Here is a 12884-nt window from a genome sequence, read left to right as displayed (position 1 = left end):
TGCGAACTTTTTCCTGGACTGTTCGGTGTCCGTGCTGCTCGTGCTTGTCACCCTTTAGACCCCTCACCGGGAGGTCTTTCGCAACCTACGCCGAGGTACGCATTCTTCCCCCTGTTTAGTGATACCGTCATAAGGCCTCCTCTACGAGGCTCACGCCACTGTGGTGTGAAGGACAGCATCCACATGGGGCAACCCCCAGCCAGGATCATGTCCCCCAGACTCGACACCCCCCCCTCGGCCCGGACCGCAACCCTCGGGCTGAGAAAACCCGCGAGCAGAAAGAGCGAGAGTAATGACGGTACTTCGGGGCTATACCCTTGCGGACCTGACGACCTTCCGCGTCGGAGGCCCCATTGATCGCTTTGTGCGTGCGGGTTCTGAGGCCGAGCTCATCGCCCAGATTCGCGAGGCTGACGCCGATGGCACGCCTTTGCTGATTATCGGCGGCGGGTCAAATATTCTTGCCTCAGACGACGGCTTTGAAGGCCTTGTTTTGCAGGACGCTCGCAGTGAGATCACGGTCGTTGATGATGGCGCGAACGTCAGCGTGCAGGCCAGTGCGGGCACGAATTGGGACATGTTCGTGGCGTGGACTCTTGAGGAAGGCCTGTCTGGTCTGGAAGCCCTTTCTGGTATTCCGGGTACTGTGGGGGCCTCGCCGGTGCAGAATGTGGGGGCTTACGGTCAAGACGTCAGCGCCACTTTGAAGGAGGTTCGGGCCTGGGATCGTGACGCTCGTAAAATCGTCACTTTGAGCCGTGAGGACCTCCATCTGAGCTACCGCCATTCGGTGTTGAAAGAGTCTCTGTCCACCCCTCAGCCCTCGGGGAGAACCTATGGCCCGACCGGCCGTTGGGTGGTGTTGAGCGTGACCTTCTCGCTGCCGCGTTCGTCGATGTCTGCCCCTGTTCTTTATGGTGAACTTGCCCGCCACCTGGGGGTCGAGGTGGGCCAGTCTGCCCCCTCCACCCGAGTCCGTGAGGCTGTTCTGTCCCTGCGTCGGGGCAAAGGTATGGTTCTTGATCCGGGTGACCACGATACGTGGAGTGCAGGTTCTTTCTTTACGAACCCGATTCTGTCTGACGAGGCCGCCGCCGCTTTGCCGGAGGGCGCGCCGCGTTTCCCTGCAGGACAGGGGCGTGTGAAGACCTCGGCTGCGTGGTTGATTGATCACGCGGGTTTTGCGAAGGGTTTCGCTGTGTCGGAGGGCGCGCCTGCATCTTTGTCGACCCGTCATGTGTTGGCGTTGACGAATCGTGGTGGGGCGAGGGCGAGCGACGTGGTTGCTTTAGCGCGTAGGGTGCGTGATGGGGTGCGTGAGGCTTTCGGTGTGACGTTGGTGCCTGAGCCGGTTGCTGTGGGTATTAGCTGGTAGGCGGAGCGTTACGTCGCCTGATGGGTGGCCGGGTCGCTGGCGAGCCACTGGTCAATGCGCGCGCACCAGCGCGCCTTTGACGCCTCATCAGCAAGGGAAGCCCGAATTGAGGAGCGGGCCAGGTCAGCAAGGGCCGCATCGCTCATGCCGTGGACGTCGCGTGCTGCCGCGTACTGGGCGAGCAAGCGTGAGTGGAAGAGCAGTGGGTCATCGGCACTCAGGGCAATTTCTGCGCCTGCTTCAACCAGGGTGGGTAGTGGCACATGCCCGAGGTCGTGGTAGACGCCGAGCTGCACATTGGAGGTCGGGCAGACCTCGAAGGCGACGCCTTCATCAATGAGGCGTCGCAGTAGGTCGGGGTCTTCGGTGGTGCGCACTCCGTGGCCAAGGCGTTTCGGGGCGAGGGCGGCAACAACCTCGCGAACAGACTGCGGGCCGAGCAGTTCTCCACCGTGTGGGAGGGAGGCCAGCCCGGCTTGGCGCGCGATACGGAAAGCCGCTGAGAATGCGGAGGTTTCCCCCATGCGCTCGTCATTCGATAAGCCGAAGCCGACGACTTTACCGGCGCCGGTTCCGGCGTAGCGGGCAGCCAGGCGGGCGAGGGTGCGGGCGTCAAGGGGGTGTCGGATGCGTGAGGCGGCAACGATGATGGCCACGTCAACGCCGGTATCGCGGGAGGCGGCTGCGGCCTCGTCCAGCACGATTTCCAGGGCGGGGGTGATGCCACCCACCCAGGGGGCGTAGGAGGTGGGGTCAACCTGCATTTCTAGGCGGACGGATCCTTCGAGGGCTTCGTCTTCGGCTGCTTCTCGGACGATGCGGCGCATGGTGGCTTCGGATCGGACGAGGGCGCGTGCTGAGTCGTAGGAGCGTTGGAAGCGGAACCAGCCGCGTGCGTCGGCGGGAACGGCCAGCGGGTCAAGGTCAAGCAGATGTGGGGGCAGGCGCACACCCTGTTCGGTCGCCATCTCAACAAGGGTTTGGGGGCGCATAGCACCAGTGAAATGCAGGTGCAGGTGAGCCTTGGGGAGGGTGCGCAGGTCGCGGCGGCCTTCGGGCGTGGGCGGGGGAGTGGTGAGCAGGGGGACTCGCGGTGTGGGGGCTTCGTGGCGGCGCGCAAAGCGGGCGGAGGCGGGCCAGTGTTCGGGTGCTCGGCGTTGGGGGGATGCGGGTGTGGAGGTCACTGTCAGTGCTCACCTAGCCACAAGATGATGTCACGCATGAGCGAGGGGCCTTCGGGTTCGTTGAGGACCTCGTGGCGGGCGCCGTCGATGACGCGAAGGTGAATATCGAGGCTGGGGTGTGCTTCACGGGCGCGCGTGACAAAGAGTTCGGAGCCTGCAGGGTCGGTGAGTTGGTCGTCGCTGCCGTGCAGGATGAGCATGGGGGTGCGTGCCATGGCCGCATTGTCGAGGGTTTGATAGCCCTGGACGGTCATGGTTGCGCCGGTCAGGAGCGGTACGGAGCCCTTGTAGGTCAGGGGGTCGGCCTGGAAAGCCTCCTCTACAGCGGGGTCGCGGGAGAGAAGTCCTTCGCGTTGCGGTGCGGTTGGGGTGGAGGGGGCGAGGCGGGCAGCGGGGAGCATGGCTTTAGCTGCAGCGAGCGGCATATGAGGCAGAGGGTGGAAGGCCGGGCCGGTCAGGACGACGCCGCGCAGGTGGGTGGGGTCAAGCAGGCTGGAGGCGGCGGTGATGAGGCCGCCCATGGAGTGACCGAAAAGGAAGAGTTCTGGTGTTCGCGCATCGGCGAGGGCGGCGCGGCGGTGCTCGACATGGTCGAGTATCAGCTTGCCGACGTCCACGCAAGCGCGCCTACCGGGGGAGATGCCGTGTCCGGCGTGGTCGTAGAAGCAGGTGTCGTAACCGGCTTCAGTCAGGGCATCTGCCAGGTGCATGAAACGGCCTGAATGTTCGGCGTAGCCGTGGGAAATGAGGACCGTCCCCAGGGGGTTTTCGGTGTCTGCAGGGCGCCAGCGGATCTCCATGAGGTCATTCTACCTATGACAAAACGATGGGTTCTGTGCTTCCCACATCGCGCGTGTGGTGGGCACAGAACCCATCGTCTCAGTGTGTGCTCGCTGGTTTAGCTCAGCAGCTCCTGGATGCGGCCGACGCCTTCGACGAGGTCCTCGTCAGAGAGGGCGTAAGACAGGCGCAGGAAGCCGGAGGGGCCGAATGCTTCACCGGGGACGACAGCGACCTCAACCTCGTCGAGGATGAGGTCGGCAAGCTCAGCGGAGGTCGTGGGGACCTTTCCGCGGATTTCACGGCCGAGGACGGCCTCGACGCTGGGGTAGGCGTAGAACGCGCCCTTGGGGACGGGAACCTCGAAGCCGTCAATGTGGCGCAGCATGTCGATCATGGTGCGGCGGCGGCGGTCGAAGGCTGTACGCATTTCAACGACGGCGTCCATGGGGGACACGAGTGCTTCGAGGGCTGCCTTTTGTGCGACGTTGGAGACGTTGGAGGTCAGGTGGGATTGGAATGAGGTGGCGGCTTTGATGATGTCGCCGGGGCCGATCATCCATCCCACACGCCAGCCGGTCATGGCGTAGGTCTTGGCAACGCCATTGAGGACGATGGTTTGGTTGGCAAGCTCGGGGACGAGGCGCACAATGTGGGCGGGTTGGGCGTCCTCGTACAGCAGGTGCTCGTAGATTTCGTCGGTGATGACCCAGATGCCGTGTTCTAGTGCCCATTTGCCGATAGCGACAACCTCGTCGGGCGTGTAGACGGCGCCGGTGGGGTTGGAGGGCGAGCAGTGCAGGAGGACCTTAGTGCGGTCGGTGCGCGCTTCTTCGAGCTGTTCGACGGTTACTTTGTAGTCGGCGTCGGCACCGGCAAAGACGGGCACGGTGACGCCGCCAGCCAGGGCGATGGCCTCGGGGTAGGTGGTCCAGTAGGGGGTAGGGAGGAGGACTTCGTCGCCTGGGTCAAGCAGTGCTGCGAAGGCTTGGAAGACGGCTTGCTTGCCGCCGTTGGTGACGAGCACCTGGGTGGGGTCAATCTCGTAGCCTGAGTCGCGCAGGGTTTTTGCGGCGATGGCCTCGCGTAGGGAGGGCAGGCCTGAGGCGGGCGTGTAGCGGTGCATGGCCGGGTCTTTGGCGGCGGCCACGGCGGCCTCAACGATGTGATCGGGGGTAGCGAAGTCGGGTTCACCTGCGCCAAAGCCAATGACGGGACGGCCGGCGGCCTTGAGTGCCTTGGCTTTTGCGTCGACGGCCAGGGTAGCGGAAGGGGTGATTGCAGCGAAGCGTGCGGAAACGCGAGAACGTGGTGTAGTGGTCACACTTCTATGGTCGCATGGGCTGGTAGCGGAGGGGAACTATGGCCCGTATTGCGAGAGTTCCTTGCCGAGGTGTTGGGGTGCTACACGCGTGTGTTGGGTTGTGCGCGGTGAGTGATGTAGCTCCCTTCAGCGTTGCCAGTTGGACATTCGGGCGCCGATTCCCCTAGACTCTATCGAGCTGGTTCAAGAATCTTCTTGATCGAGCGTAGGGCAGTGGCGCAATTGGTAGCGCACCGGTCTCCAAAACCGGCGGTTGTGGGTTCGAGTCCCGCCTGCCCTGCTAGTCATATCTAGCGAGTGTTTTAGCAGAGACGCTCATGACGACACTGACACGACGACACGGAGGAATGTCATGACTGAGGCACATGCAGGTGATGCATCCGTGCGCAAGGATCGCACGAAGGCTGCTCCGACCCGCACTCGCGCCGAGGCTGAACATCCCGTTGAGGAAACCCCCAATTTCTTCCGTCGTATCTGGCTTTTCATTACTCAGATCGTCTCTGAGTTGAAGAAGGTCACCTACCCCACAGCGAAGGAAACCTGGACGTATTTCGGGGTTGTCATCGTTTTTGTGGCGGTCATCATGGCCTACACGGGACTTCTTGACTTCGCATTCGGTAAACTGAATGCATTGGTCTTCGGCTAAACGCCAAAAAGACACCGCCTACAGGACACTGTAGGCGGATTTTTTTCCACAATTTTCTGCCCTCTGAAAAGAGGGTGAGGGATGGGGAAGGGCGCTGGCCCACCTCGCCCTTGCTCGCAATCTCACGAGCGAGCCTGAGCAGGAGGATTACTGTGAGCGAAGAGTTCCTGGCTGAAGAAGCCGTTGAAGAGACCGTTGACGTTGTCGAGGCTGACGCTACCGAGGCTGACATCATCGAAGACGCTGCTCCCGAAGCTGCGGCGGATGAAGCGGCTGACGCAGGCGCTGAAGAGACTGTCGTCCTTGAAGAGGCTGTGATGGATCCGGTGGAGAAGCTCCGCATGGACCTCATGCTGCAGCCGGGTGAGTGGTATGTGCTGCACACCTACTCGGGCCACGAGCGTAAGGTGAAGGCCAACCTGGAGCAGCGTATTCAGACCCAGAACATGGAAGAGCAGATCTACCGTGTTGAGGTGCCGGACGAGTACGTGATGGATTTCCGTGGGTCGCAGAAGAAGCGCGTGCGCCGCGTGCGTATTCCAGGCTATGTCATTGTCTGCATGGAGTTCACTGAAGAGGCCTACCGTGTTGTCAAGGACACCCCGGCTGTGACGGGCTTCGTGGGCGATCAGCACAATCCTGTGCCGCTGACCATTGACGAGGTCGTTATGCTGCTGACCCCCAATGTCATGGAGGAAGCTGCGGTTGAGGCGAAGACCGGCCCCGCTCCTGTGCAGGAGATTGAGGTTAACTTCGAGGTGGGCGAGGTCGTCACTGTTATTGATGGCCCCTTCGAGGCAATGTCGGCAGTTATTTCTGAGATCATGCCTGAGACTCAGAAGCTCAAGGTGCTTGTCACCATCTTCGAGCGTGAGACTCCGCTGGAGCTTTCCTTCGATCAGGTGGAGAAGCTGGAGAAGTGAGTCTCTAGTTCGAGGCGCTGCCGGTACTCTGGCCTGCTTGGCTGGGCTGCGAATGTAAGCGTTGCTTGATGCTCTGCCCCCGGATGCGTACGCATCCGGGGGCAGAGCTGTGTTTGGCGGGTTGCGTCAGTGATGGTGGGGTGGTGATGTGCGGCTGTGGTGCATGTGTTGCATTGCGTGACAGGTATAGCCGTCACGCAGAGTCGCAACTGCGTCACCGTGCAACAACTGTCACACAAGTCAGCCGGAGTGGCAGAGGCGAGGAAAGGGAAGAAGCGGAAAATAAGAAGAGATCATAAAGAGCAAAAGAGATCATAGGGGTGCATCGTTGGATGCCTTCCGGGGCTGTTTGTGTGGCTGAGTGTTTAGTTGTCTGTGTGGAACGTGATGTCGCGCACCCGGACTTGGGGAGAGTGCGGGGTGCGCGGTAAGATGACCATTTGTGTATGGCACCAGTGTGCCTTGCGCTCCTTTCGTGTTTGACGAGGGCGGTGCGGGTGGCTGGCTATGCATAGTGTGCTGCGGTATCCGCCGTGGCATGGAAGTAGAAGAAAGACCCGAATCACATGGCACCTAAGAAGAAGGTCACCGGCCTGATTAAGCTGCAGATCCCTGCAGGCGCAGCAACTCCTGCTCCGCCCGTTGGTCCCGCACTTGGTCAGCATGGCGTGAACATTGTTGAGTTCACCAAGGCCTACAACGCTGCGACTGAAGCCCAGCGTGGCTCCATCATCCCCGTTGAGATCACCGTTTACGAAGACCGCTCCTTCACCTTCGTTCTCAAGACGCCTCCGGCTGCTGAGATGATCAAGAAGGCTGCTGGCTTGCAGAAGGCTTCGGCAACCCCCAACACCGTCAAGGTTGGTTCGATCACCCGCGCTCAGGCTCGTGAGATCGCTGAAGCCAAGATGGTTGACCTCAACGCCAACGACCTCGATGCCGCTGAGAAGATCATCGCCGGCACCGCCCGTTCCATGGGCATCACCGTCGAAGACTGATTCTCGACGTCATCAACCCCCAAGTGGTAGGGCATGCGCTGCCCCGATTACCACGACTGCAAGGAGATAAGCAGAATGCCTAAGCGCTCTAAGAGCTACCGCGCCGCCGCGGAGAAGATCCACGCCGGCGAGATTTACGCTCCCCTGGCCGCCATGCGTCTGGCCAAGGAAACCACCGTTACCAAGTTCGACTCGACCGTTGAGGTCACCTTCCGTCTGGGCGTTGACCCTCGTAAGGCTGATCAGATGGTTCGTGGCACCGTTACCCTGCCGCACGGCACCGGCAAGACCGCTCGGGTCTTGGTCTTTGCCGTTGGCGAGCGCGCGCAGGAAGCCCTCGACGCTGGTGCTGACGAGGTCGGCGGCGACGAACTGATCGAGAAGGTGGCCGCTGGCTACACCGACTTCGATGTTGCCGTTGCTACCCCTGACCTGATGGGCAAGGTTGGCCGCCTGGGCCGCGTCCTTGGTCCTCGTGGTCTGATGCCGAACCCCAAGACCGGTACCGTGACCATGGACACCGCTAAGGCTGTTCGTGAGATCAAGGGTGGTCGTATTGAGTTCCGTGTTGACAAGCACGCGAACCTGGCCTTCATCGTTGGTAAGGCTTCCTTCACCGCCGAGCAGCTCACTGAGAACTACGCTGCAGTTCTCGAAGAGGTTCTGCGTCTGAAGCCGACCGCCGCTAAGGGCCGCTACATCATCAAGGGCACCGTGGCTACCACCATGGGCCCTGGCATCCCTGTCGATGTGACGAAGACTCGCAACCTCACCTCTGAGGACGCTGCCTGAGTTTTCTTTTCAGCGATCTAAGTGCCGCCTGCATCTTTGAATGCGGGCGGCACTTGCTATTAGTGGTGAAAGTCCTTATCGAAAAGCGAATAGAGCGCGCTGAAACGTGATATTCCTCCTCTTGTTTCGCTTACTAAACGACACATAGAATGCTTGATATCTGGTCAACATTAGTGAAGTGGTTGCACGAGAGTATGTGCAACAAGAGTTCATCTACGAGGAAACTGTGAATCGGCTCCCTGGACGTCCTCGGACGCTCCTTTTAGCTCTGATGGCAAGTGCGACCCTGTTCGCCTTGCCTGGATTGCACGTCCAGGGTATTTCTGCTCCTGTTATTGTTCGCTCTCCCGATCAAGGGGCTGCCATTGCTGCGGAGAGCAATGGCGAGATTTCCCCCGCTAATGACGTTGATGCGCCAGAGTCAGACTCGCTCCAGAGTGATGCTGAAGATCAGAATGCTTCCACCAATGTAGACAGCACCGAAGCCGCAGGTGAAGAGGAAAATGGGGCGGATAATTCGGCTGCTGGGGCTGATGCTCAGCAGAGTGACTCAGAGAGAGACTCCTCAGACGATGCTGATGAGCTGACTCAATCTGGCGAGCGCGCGGCAGATGCTGCTCAGAGCGCTCCAGCGCCGCAGCGCAGTGGCTTCTCGGGTTTCAGGCGAGCAGCTCGTAGCAGTGCGGCCTTGTCAACGGATATTAATAATCCGAATCTGAGTGCGCCTGTTTTTGCGACTGGTGGTAGCGGACGTTTTAAAGACGTTATCCAGTGGATGCAGTGGTCTGACCCTAACTTTTACGCGAATGCGACATTGAAATCGTCCAGCCATAGCGGAGTTACCCGCCCGGATGTTCCCCGCTCTGATGGTGTCGTATTTGATGTCATGGGAAATGATTCCCGCTATCCTCACTCGGCAGTTCGCTCGTATGTGAGGAATATTGGCACCTCGGCTCGATTGATTACCTCCTGCCAATTAACGAATCTGGATCATCGTTCTTTGCGGCAGGGGCCTAGCTATAAGGCCGGTCCTGTTGCCGCCACCGTGCCGGGTAATTGGCAAGGAGACAGCCTTGACAACATGTACAACATTGGTGGTCAGGGCACTCAAAATCGCATGGTGATTGGTTTGGGCAATGGCCAGCCGGGTATCAACCATGGCAAGCCTGGTTATGGCGCAACCCCTCGTTTTAATGTCGAATGTTCCGCTGCGCTATGGCAGAAGGACAGTGACGGGGAATTCTCCTCACCGCAGCCAGTTCCTATTGATGGTCTGGTTGTCGCTGATGCTGAATCTGCCGGCTATAGTTCAGGTTCGGACGAATGGGTGGAAGCGACCACCCCAAGCTCAACAAAGTGGCACCTGCTGGATCGTTTCGCCGACGAGCAACGATGCCCTCCGACTTACCCCCAACGTCAACCTTCCCGATCGGTTAATGCGACGGCTGACGCGGTTTTTGCCGTCACCCAGGCGGGTGCTCCTGCAGGACAGTCCACAATCAGGATCGTCCCGAATGGCAACGAGTGCGCCAGCGGTTCTGGAACGCCTGGTGCTGTCCTGTTCGCTCAAGGAACCTCAAACGCCACTGTTCGCCTGCAGGGTAACGGCGTTCAAGCCGTTGCATTAGGCCTCATTACTTTGTCAGACCTGTCTGATGCGCCCCTGAGCTACGGTGCTGCTGGCGCTTTCTTCCACCCAAGGTGGACTTCGCCTTTGACGGCATCTACCACGAACCTGACCCGCGGTATTCCATTGACCACAATGGAGCCTCCGGCGACTCGCCTCGGGGCACTCGTCACCCATGAGGTTGTAGATCTTCATACTCCGAACGCTGATCGTGATGACGACGACGGCATCACTAATAACGCAGATCTCACCTTTGACACCGCCGTGGGGGCGATAGTTTCCCGCCAGGTAGCCTGCACCGGACCGGGAACGATTGCCGGCTGGATTGACTGGAACGTGAATGGCACCTTTGACGAGGGGGAAAAAAGTAACGAGGTTGACTGCCAAGGTTCAGCGGCTATGCTGACGTGGACAGTCCCTGCTAACGCCGTGCGCGCTGTGCGGGGCGAGGCTGGCAGCGCTCAACGTTCCTACATGCGTATTCGTATTGCCAACCCTGCTGATACCTCCTTCGGCCCGGTTTCGCCTTTGTCGGCCACGCAGATTACGAGCAGCGGTGAGGTGGAAGATTACGAGGTACAGATCTACGTTCCCACGTTGGAAGTACAGCTTGAGGTTGACAACTCTGAAGGCTGGACCGACACGCCTCTTCCGCCGGAAAACTGGCGAGTGAGTGCCCAGCAAGGTACCTCGACACAGACTGGGTATTTCATGCAGGCACAGGGAAGGATTCCCCGGACGTCGATCGCTTCGGGAAACTTTGCGCTGAAAACGGCTGGTTCTGGCCCAGGTGGTTGGACACGAGGCTATCTCTTCGCCAATCCACCGGGCTGGGTGTGCACGGAGACTCCGGGGACTGTTCGCCCAGGCAATCGTCCCTTCGCGGCAAGGGTTACCGCAGGACCTGGTGCGCTATCTGTTCCGCGCGCAGACCGTATTTCCTGTCGGGTGGCCTTCCGCCCAGTGTATGCCGAGCTTCGCTGGTCGAAGGTCGATTCGCAGGGAAACTTCTTGGGCGGATCGGAGTGGCAGTTGAGCGGCCCCCAGGTGCCTGCTGACACGATTATCCGCGACTGCGACTCCCGAGCCTGTACGCGGGCAAGCGGACCCTATATCGATAAGGATCCGGCAAAGGGGAAGTTCCATATCATTGAACTGCGATGGGGTACGCACAGCATCACAGAGACGCGAGCCCCAGCCGGTTATGCGATCAACGCTAACCCAACAGTTCAGGCAGAGCTTGCCCCGGCAGCAACGATCGCTTCGATCGTTAATTACCCGCGAGAGCCGATTGTGATTCCCCTTACCGGCGGGACGGCGGCCGACATGTACACCTATGTTGGCGCAGCCTCAGTTCTGATCGCCTGCGTCAGTGGGGTAGTGGTGATTCACCGCACCAGAAGGCGAGGCTGATCGGCACGGACAGACAAAACCCGCGCGCCCTGATAAATCACGCGCATACCTGACTTTTGGTGCTCCCTGCACCAAACCCATCTATTCCATCAACACAACGAGAGGGATCTAGCCCTCCCGAACATAAGGAGAACACCATGAGCAAAAGCGGAGGCTTCTCAATGAAGCGCACCGTGAGTGCTGCCGCCGCCGTAGCTTTGGCCGCGTCCGGTCTGATCGCAGGCGCTGCCCATGCCGAAGATTCGCCAATCACCTACGGCAATATCACTGGCACTGAAGGTAAGCTCACCATTCATAAGTTCGAGTCCGGTTCTCTCCAAAATCCCGACTCGGTAACTGCCGCAAAACCAGACGCGCAAGGTCAGGGCGTTAACGGTGTGACATTCAAGGTGCACCCTATTGCTGTGGACCTCAAGACAAACGAGGGCTGGACCGCGATCAATGCATTGACGAATATTCCTGCTACGTCATGTAACGACAATGGTGACGCAGTCTTTGCTCAGCTGGGTAACAATCTCTCTGCCAAGGTCGGCGAGGCTTCCCAGGAGCGCAAGACCGCAGGTGGAGGTGTTGCTACCTTCGAGAACCTTCCCGTCGGCGCCTACCTTGTCTGCGAAAAGAAGCTCGGCGAAGGTGAGACCGCAACCAACGTTGCTGGCAATGCTGTCACGGTTGTGAAGCGTTCCGCACCATTCGTCGTTACCCTCCCCCGCCCGCAGAAGAATGGCGACGGAGAGAACACCGGCTGGATCTACGACGTCCACGCTTACCCCAAGAACACTGTCACCGAAGCTCCTAAGAAGGCTGTGAGCGTCGCCGACGACAAGTGGCTGATCGGTACTTCCGAAGCCGTCACCTACACGATTACCTCGAAGGTGCCCAGCCTGCTCGACGAACACTTCTCCTACTACTCGGTGATTGACCAACACTCAGCAAGCCTGACTGAGGTCACAGTAAAGAGCGTGCAGGTCGGTGGTGAAGCTTTCGGTTTGAATGCCGATTACAAGGTTGACGAAACTCAGAAAAACTTCCGCGCCGTCAACTTCACCAAAGCTGGTCTTCTCAAGCTTGAAGGCAAGAAGAACGAAAACATTGTCGTCACCCTGAGTGCCAAAGTAGCTAATGTGCCTGCCGGCGACAAGGTTCAAAATACCGAAGGTCTGATTTCCAACACCGCTTTTGTGGCTGTTCAGACCTCGCCCACGGAGCCCGGCGATGATCCCGATACCCCGGTCACTCCGAATCCTGGCGGTTCTCCGACCCCCAAGGTTCCAAACGATCCGACTCCGAAGCCCTCCAATGTCGCGAAGACCACCTGGGGTGACGTCAAGATTCGGAAGTACGATGCGGCATCTCAGGCGACTGGCTTGCAGGGTGCGGTATTCGAAGTCCTCAAGCCTGAGAACGATGATGCGTGCAAGGCTGCTGCCGTCGCCCAAGAAAAGAACACCGCCACCACCGGAACCGCGATTACTGAAGTCACGACCGGTCAGAACGGCGAAGTAACTGTTCCGGGTCTGTTTATCGATAAGTCCAACAATGGTGCACCTAAGACGGAGCGCTGCTATGTCCTGCGCGAGAAGACTGCCCCTGTTGGTTTCGTCCTTCCTTCTCTCGAGAAGCGTACCTTTGCAATTATCGTGAAGGCCGGTGTGTCGACCGATTTCGACCTCACCATGGCAAACACCAAGGTTTCCGTTCCTGCCCTGCCGCTGACCGGTGCTTCCGGCCGCGTGCTGCTCATGGTCGGTGGCCTGGCCCTGGTTCTGGGCTCCATGGGTGTTGTCATGGTGATCCGCAAGCGCAACGCTGAAGCCTGAGA

Annotated in this window: 10 protein-coding genes and 1 tRNA gene; 8 read left to right on the top strand and 3 right to left on the bottom strand. The window is 59.6% G+C overall.

Annotated elements, in window-relative coordinates; all coding sequences use genetic code 11:
- Positions 1-292 precede the first annotated feature (292 nt).
- Positions 293-1375 (top strand): UDP-N-acetylmuramate dehydrogenase, encoded by a 1083-nt coding sequence (locus EII11_RS05225; protein WP_124869603.1) that lies wholly within the window; start codon positions 293-295, stop codon positions 1373-1375.
- Positions 1376-1383: 8 nt separating this feature from the next.
- On the opposite strand, the gene EII11_RS05220 is transcribed toward EII11_RS05225, so the two are convergent.
- The 3 genes from EII11_RS05220 to EII11_RS05210 all read right to left on the bottom strand — a co-directional run bounded on the left by EII11_RS05220 (position 1384) and on the right by EII11_RS05210 (position 4663).
- On the bottom strand, positions 1384-2457 hold the full coding sequence (locus EII11_RS05220) for an adenosine deaminase (protein ID WP_240623072.1): 1074 nt from the start codon (positions 2455-2457) through the stop codon (positions 1384-1386).
- 104 nt (positions 2458-2561) lie between these two features.
- Entirely contained in the window at positions 2562-3359 is a 798-nt protein-coding gene (locus tag EII11_RS05215) for an alpha/beta hydrolase (protein WP_124869598.1), read from the bottom strand.
- 98 nt (positions 3360-3457) lie between these two features.
- On the bottom strand, positions 3458-4663 hold the full coding sequence (locus tag EII11_RS05210; RefSeq protein WP_124869595.1) for a pyridoxal phosphate-dependent aminotransferase: 1206 nt from the start codon (positions 4661-4663) through the stop codon (positions 3458-3460).
- 207 nt (positions 4664-4870) lie between these two features.
- Here EII11_RS05210 and EII11_RS05205 point away from each other — a divergent pair.
- The 7 genes from EII11_RS05205 (at position 4871) to EII11_RS05175 (ending at position 12882) form a co-directional block, all read left to right on the top strand.
- A tRNA-Trp gene (locus tag EII11_RS05205) sits at positions 4871-4943 on the top strand.
- Positions 4944-5015: 72 nt separating this feature from the next.
- Entirely contained in the window at positions 5016-5309 is a 294-nt protein-coding gene (gene secE, locus EII11_RS05200) for a preprotein translocase subunit SecE (RefSeq protein ID WP_124869592.1), read from the top strand.
- Between the two features lie 152 nt (positions 5310-5461).
- The gene (nusG, locus tag EII11_RS05195; RefSeq protein ID WP_205649238.1) at positions 5462-6232 is read left to right on the top strand and encodes a transcription termination/antitermination protein NusG; all 771 of its coding nucleotides are present in this window, start codon (positions 5462-5464) and stop codon (positions 6230-6232) included.
- 566 nt (positions 6233-6798) lie between these two features.
- Positions 6799-7230: a 50S ribosomal protein L11 gene (rplK, locus tag EII11_RS05190; RefSeq protein WP_124869589.1), complete on the top strand. Its 432-nt coding sequence runs from the start codon at positions 6799-6801 to the stop codon at positions 7228-7230.
- A gap of 75 nt (positions 7231-7305) precedes the next feature.
- On the top strand, positions 7306-8022 hold the full coding sequence (rplA, locus tag EII11_RS05185) for a 50S ribosomal protein L1 (protein ID WP_124869586.1): 717 nt from the start codon (positions 7306-7308) through the stop codon (positions 8020-8022).
- A gap of 178 nt (positions 8023-8200) precedes the next feature.
- Positions 8201-11062 (top strand): CshA/CshB family fibrillar adhesin-related protein, encoded by a 2862-nt coding sequence (locus EII11_RS05180; RefSeq protein WP_165867072.1) that lies wholly within the window; start codon positions 8201-8203, stop codon positions 11060-11062.
- 137 nt (positions 11063-11199) lie between these two features.
- The gene (locus EII11_RS05175) at positions 11200-12882 is read left to right on the top strand and encodes a SpaH/EbpB family LPXTG-anchored major pilin (RefSeq protein ID WP_124869579.1); all 1683 of its coding nucleotides are present in this window, start codon (positions 11200-11202) and stop codon (positions 12880-12882) included.
- Positions 12883-12884 lie beyond the last annotated feature (2 nt).

Source organism: Schaalia canis, from assembly GCF_003858455.1.
Taxonomy (GTDB): Bacteria; Actinomycetota; Actinomycetes; order Actinomycetales; family Actinomycetaceae; genus Pauljensenia; species Pauljensenia canis.
The sequence above is the reverse complement of the archived record's forward strand: the minus strand, read 5'-3'. Positions and strand labels throughout refer to the sequence as shown.

What these genes read in the sequence shown, in the direction of transcription:
- EII11_RS05225 (WP_124869603.1), top strand. Translation starts at nt 293, where the DNA reads ATGACGGTACTTCGGGGCTATACCCTTGCGGACCTGACGACCTTCCGC.
- EII11_RS05215 (WP_124869598.1), bottom strand. Translation starts at nt 3,359, where the DNA reads ATGGAGATCCGCTGGCGCCCTGCAGACACCGAAAACCCCCTGGGGACG.
- secE (WP_124869592.1), top strand. Translation starts at nt 5,016, where the DNA reads ATGACTGAGGCACATGCAGGTGATGCATCCGTGCGCAAGGATCGCACG.
- rplK (WP_124869589.1), top strand. Translation starts at nt 6,799, where the DNA reads ATGGCACCTAAGAAGAAGGTCACCGGCCTGATTAAGCTGCAGATCCCT.
- rplA (WP_124869586.1), top strand. Translation starts at nt 7,306, where the DNA reads ATGCCTAAGCGCTCTAAGAGCTACCGCGCCGCCGCGGAGAAGATCCAC.
- EII11_RS05175 (WP_124869579.1), top strand. Translation starts at nt 11,200, where the DNA reads ATGAGCAAAAGCGGAGGCTTCTCAATGAAGCGCACCGTGAGTGCTGCC.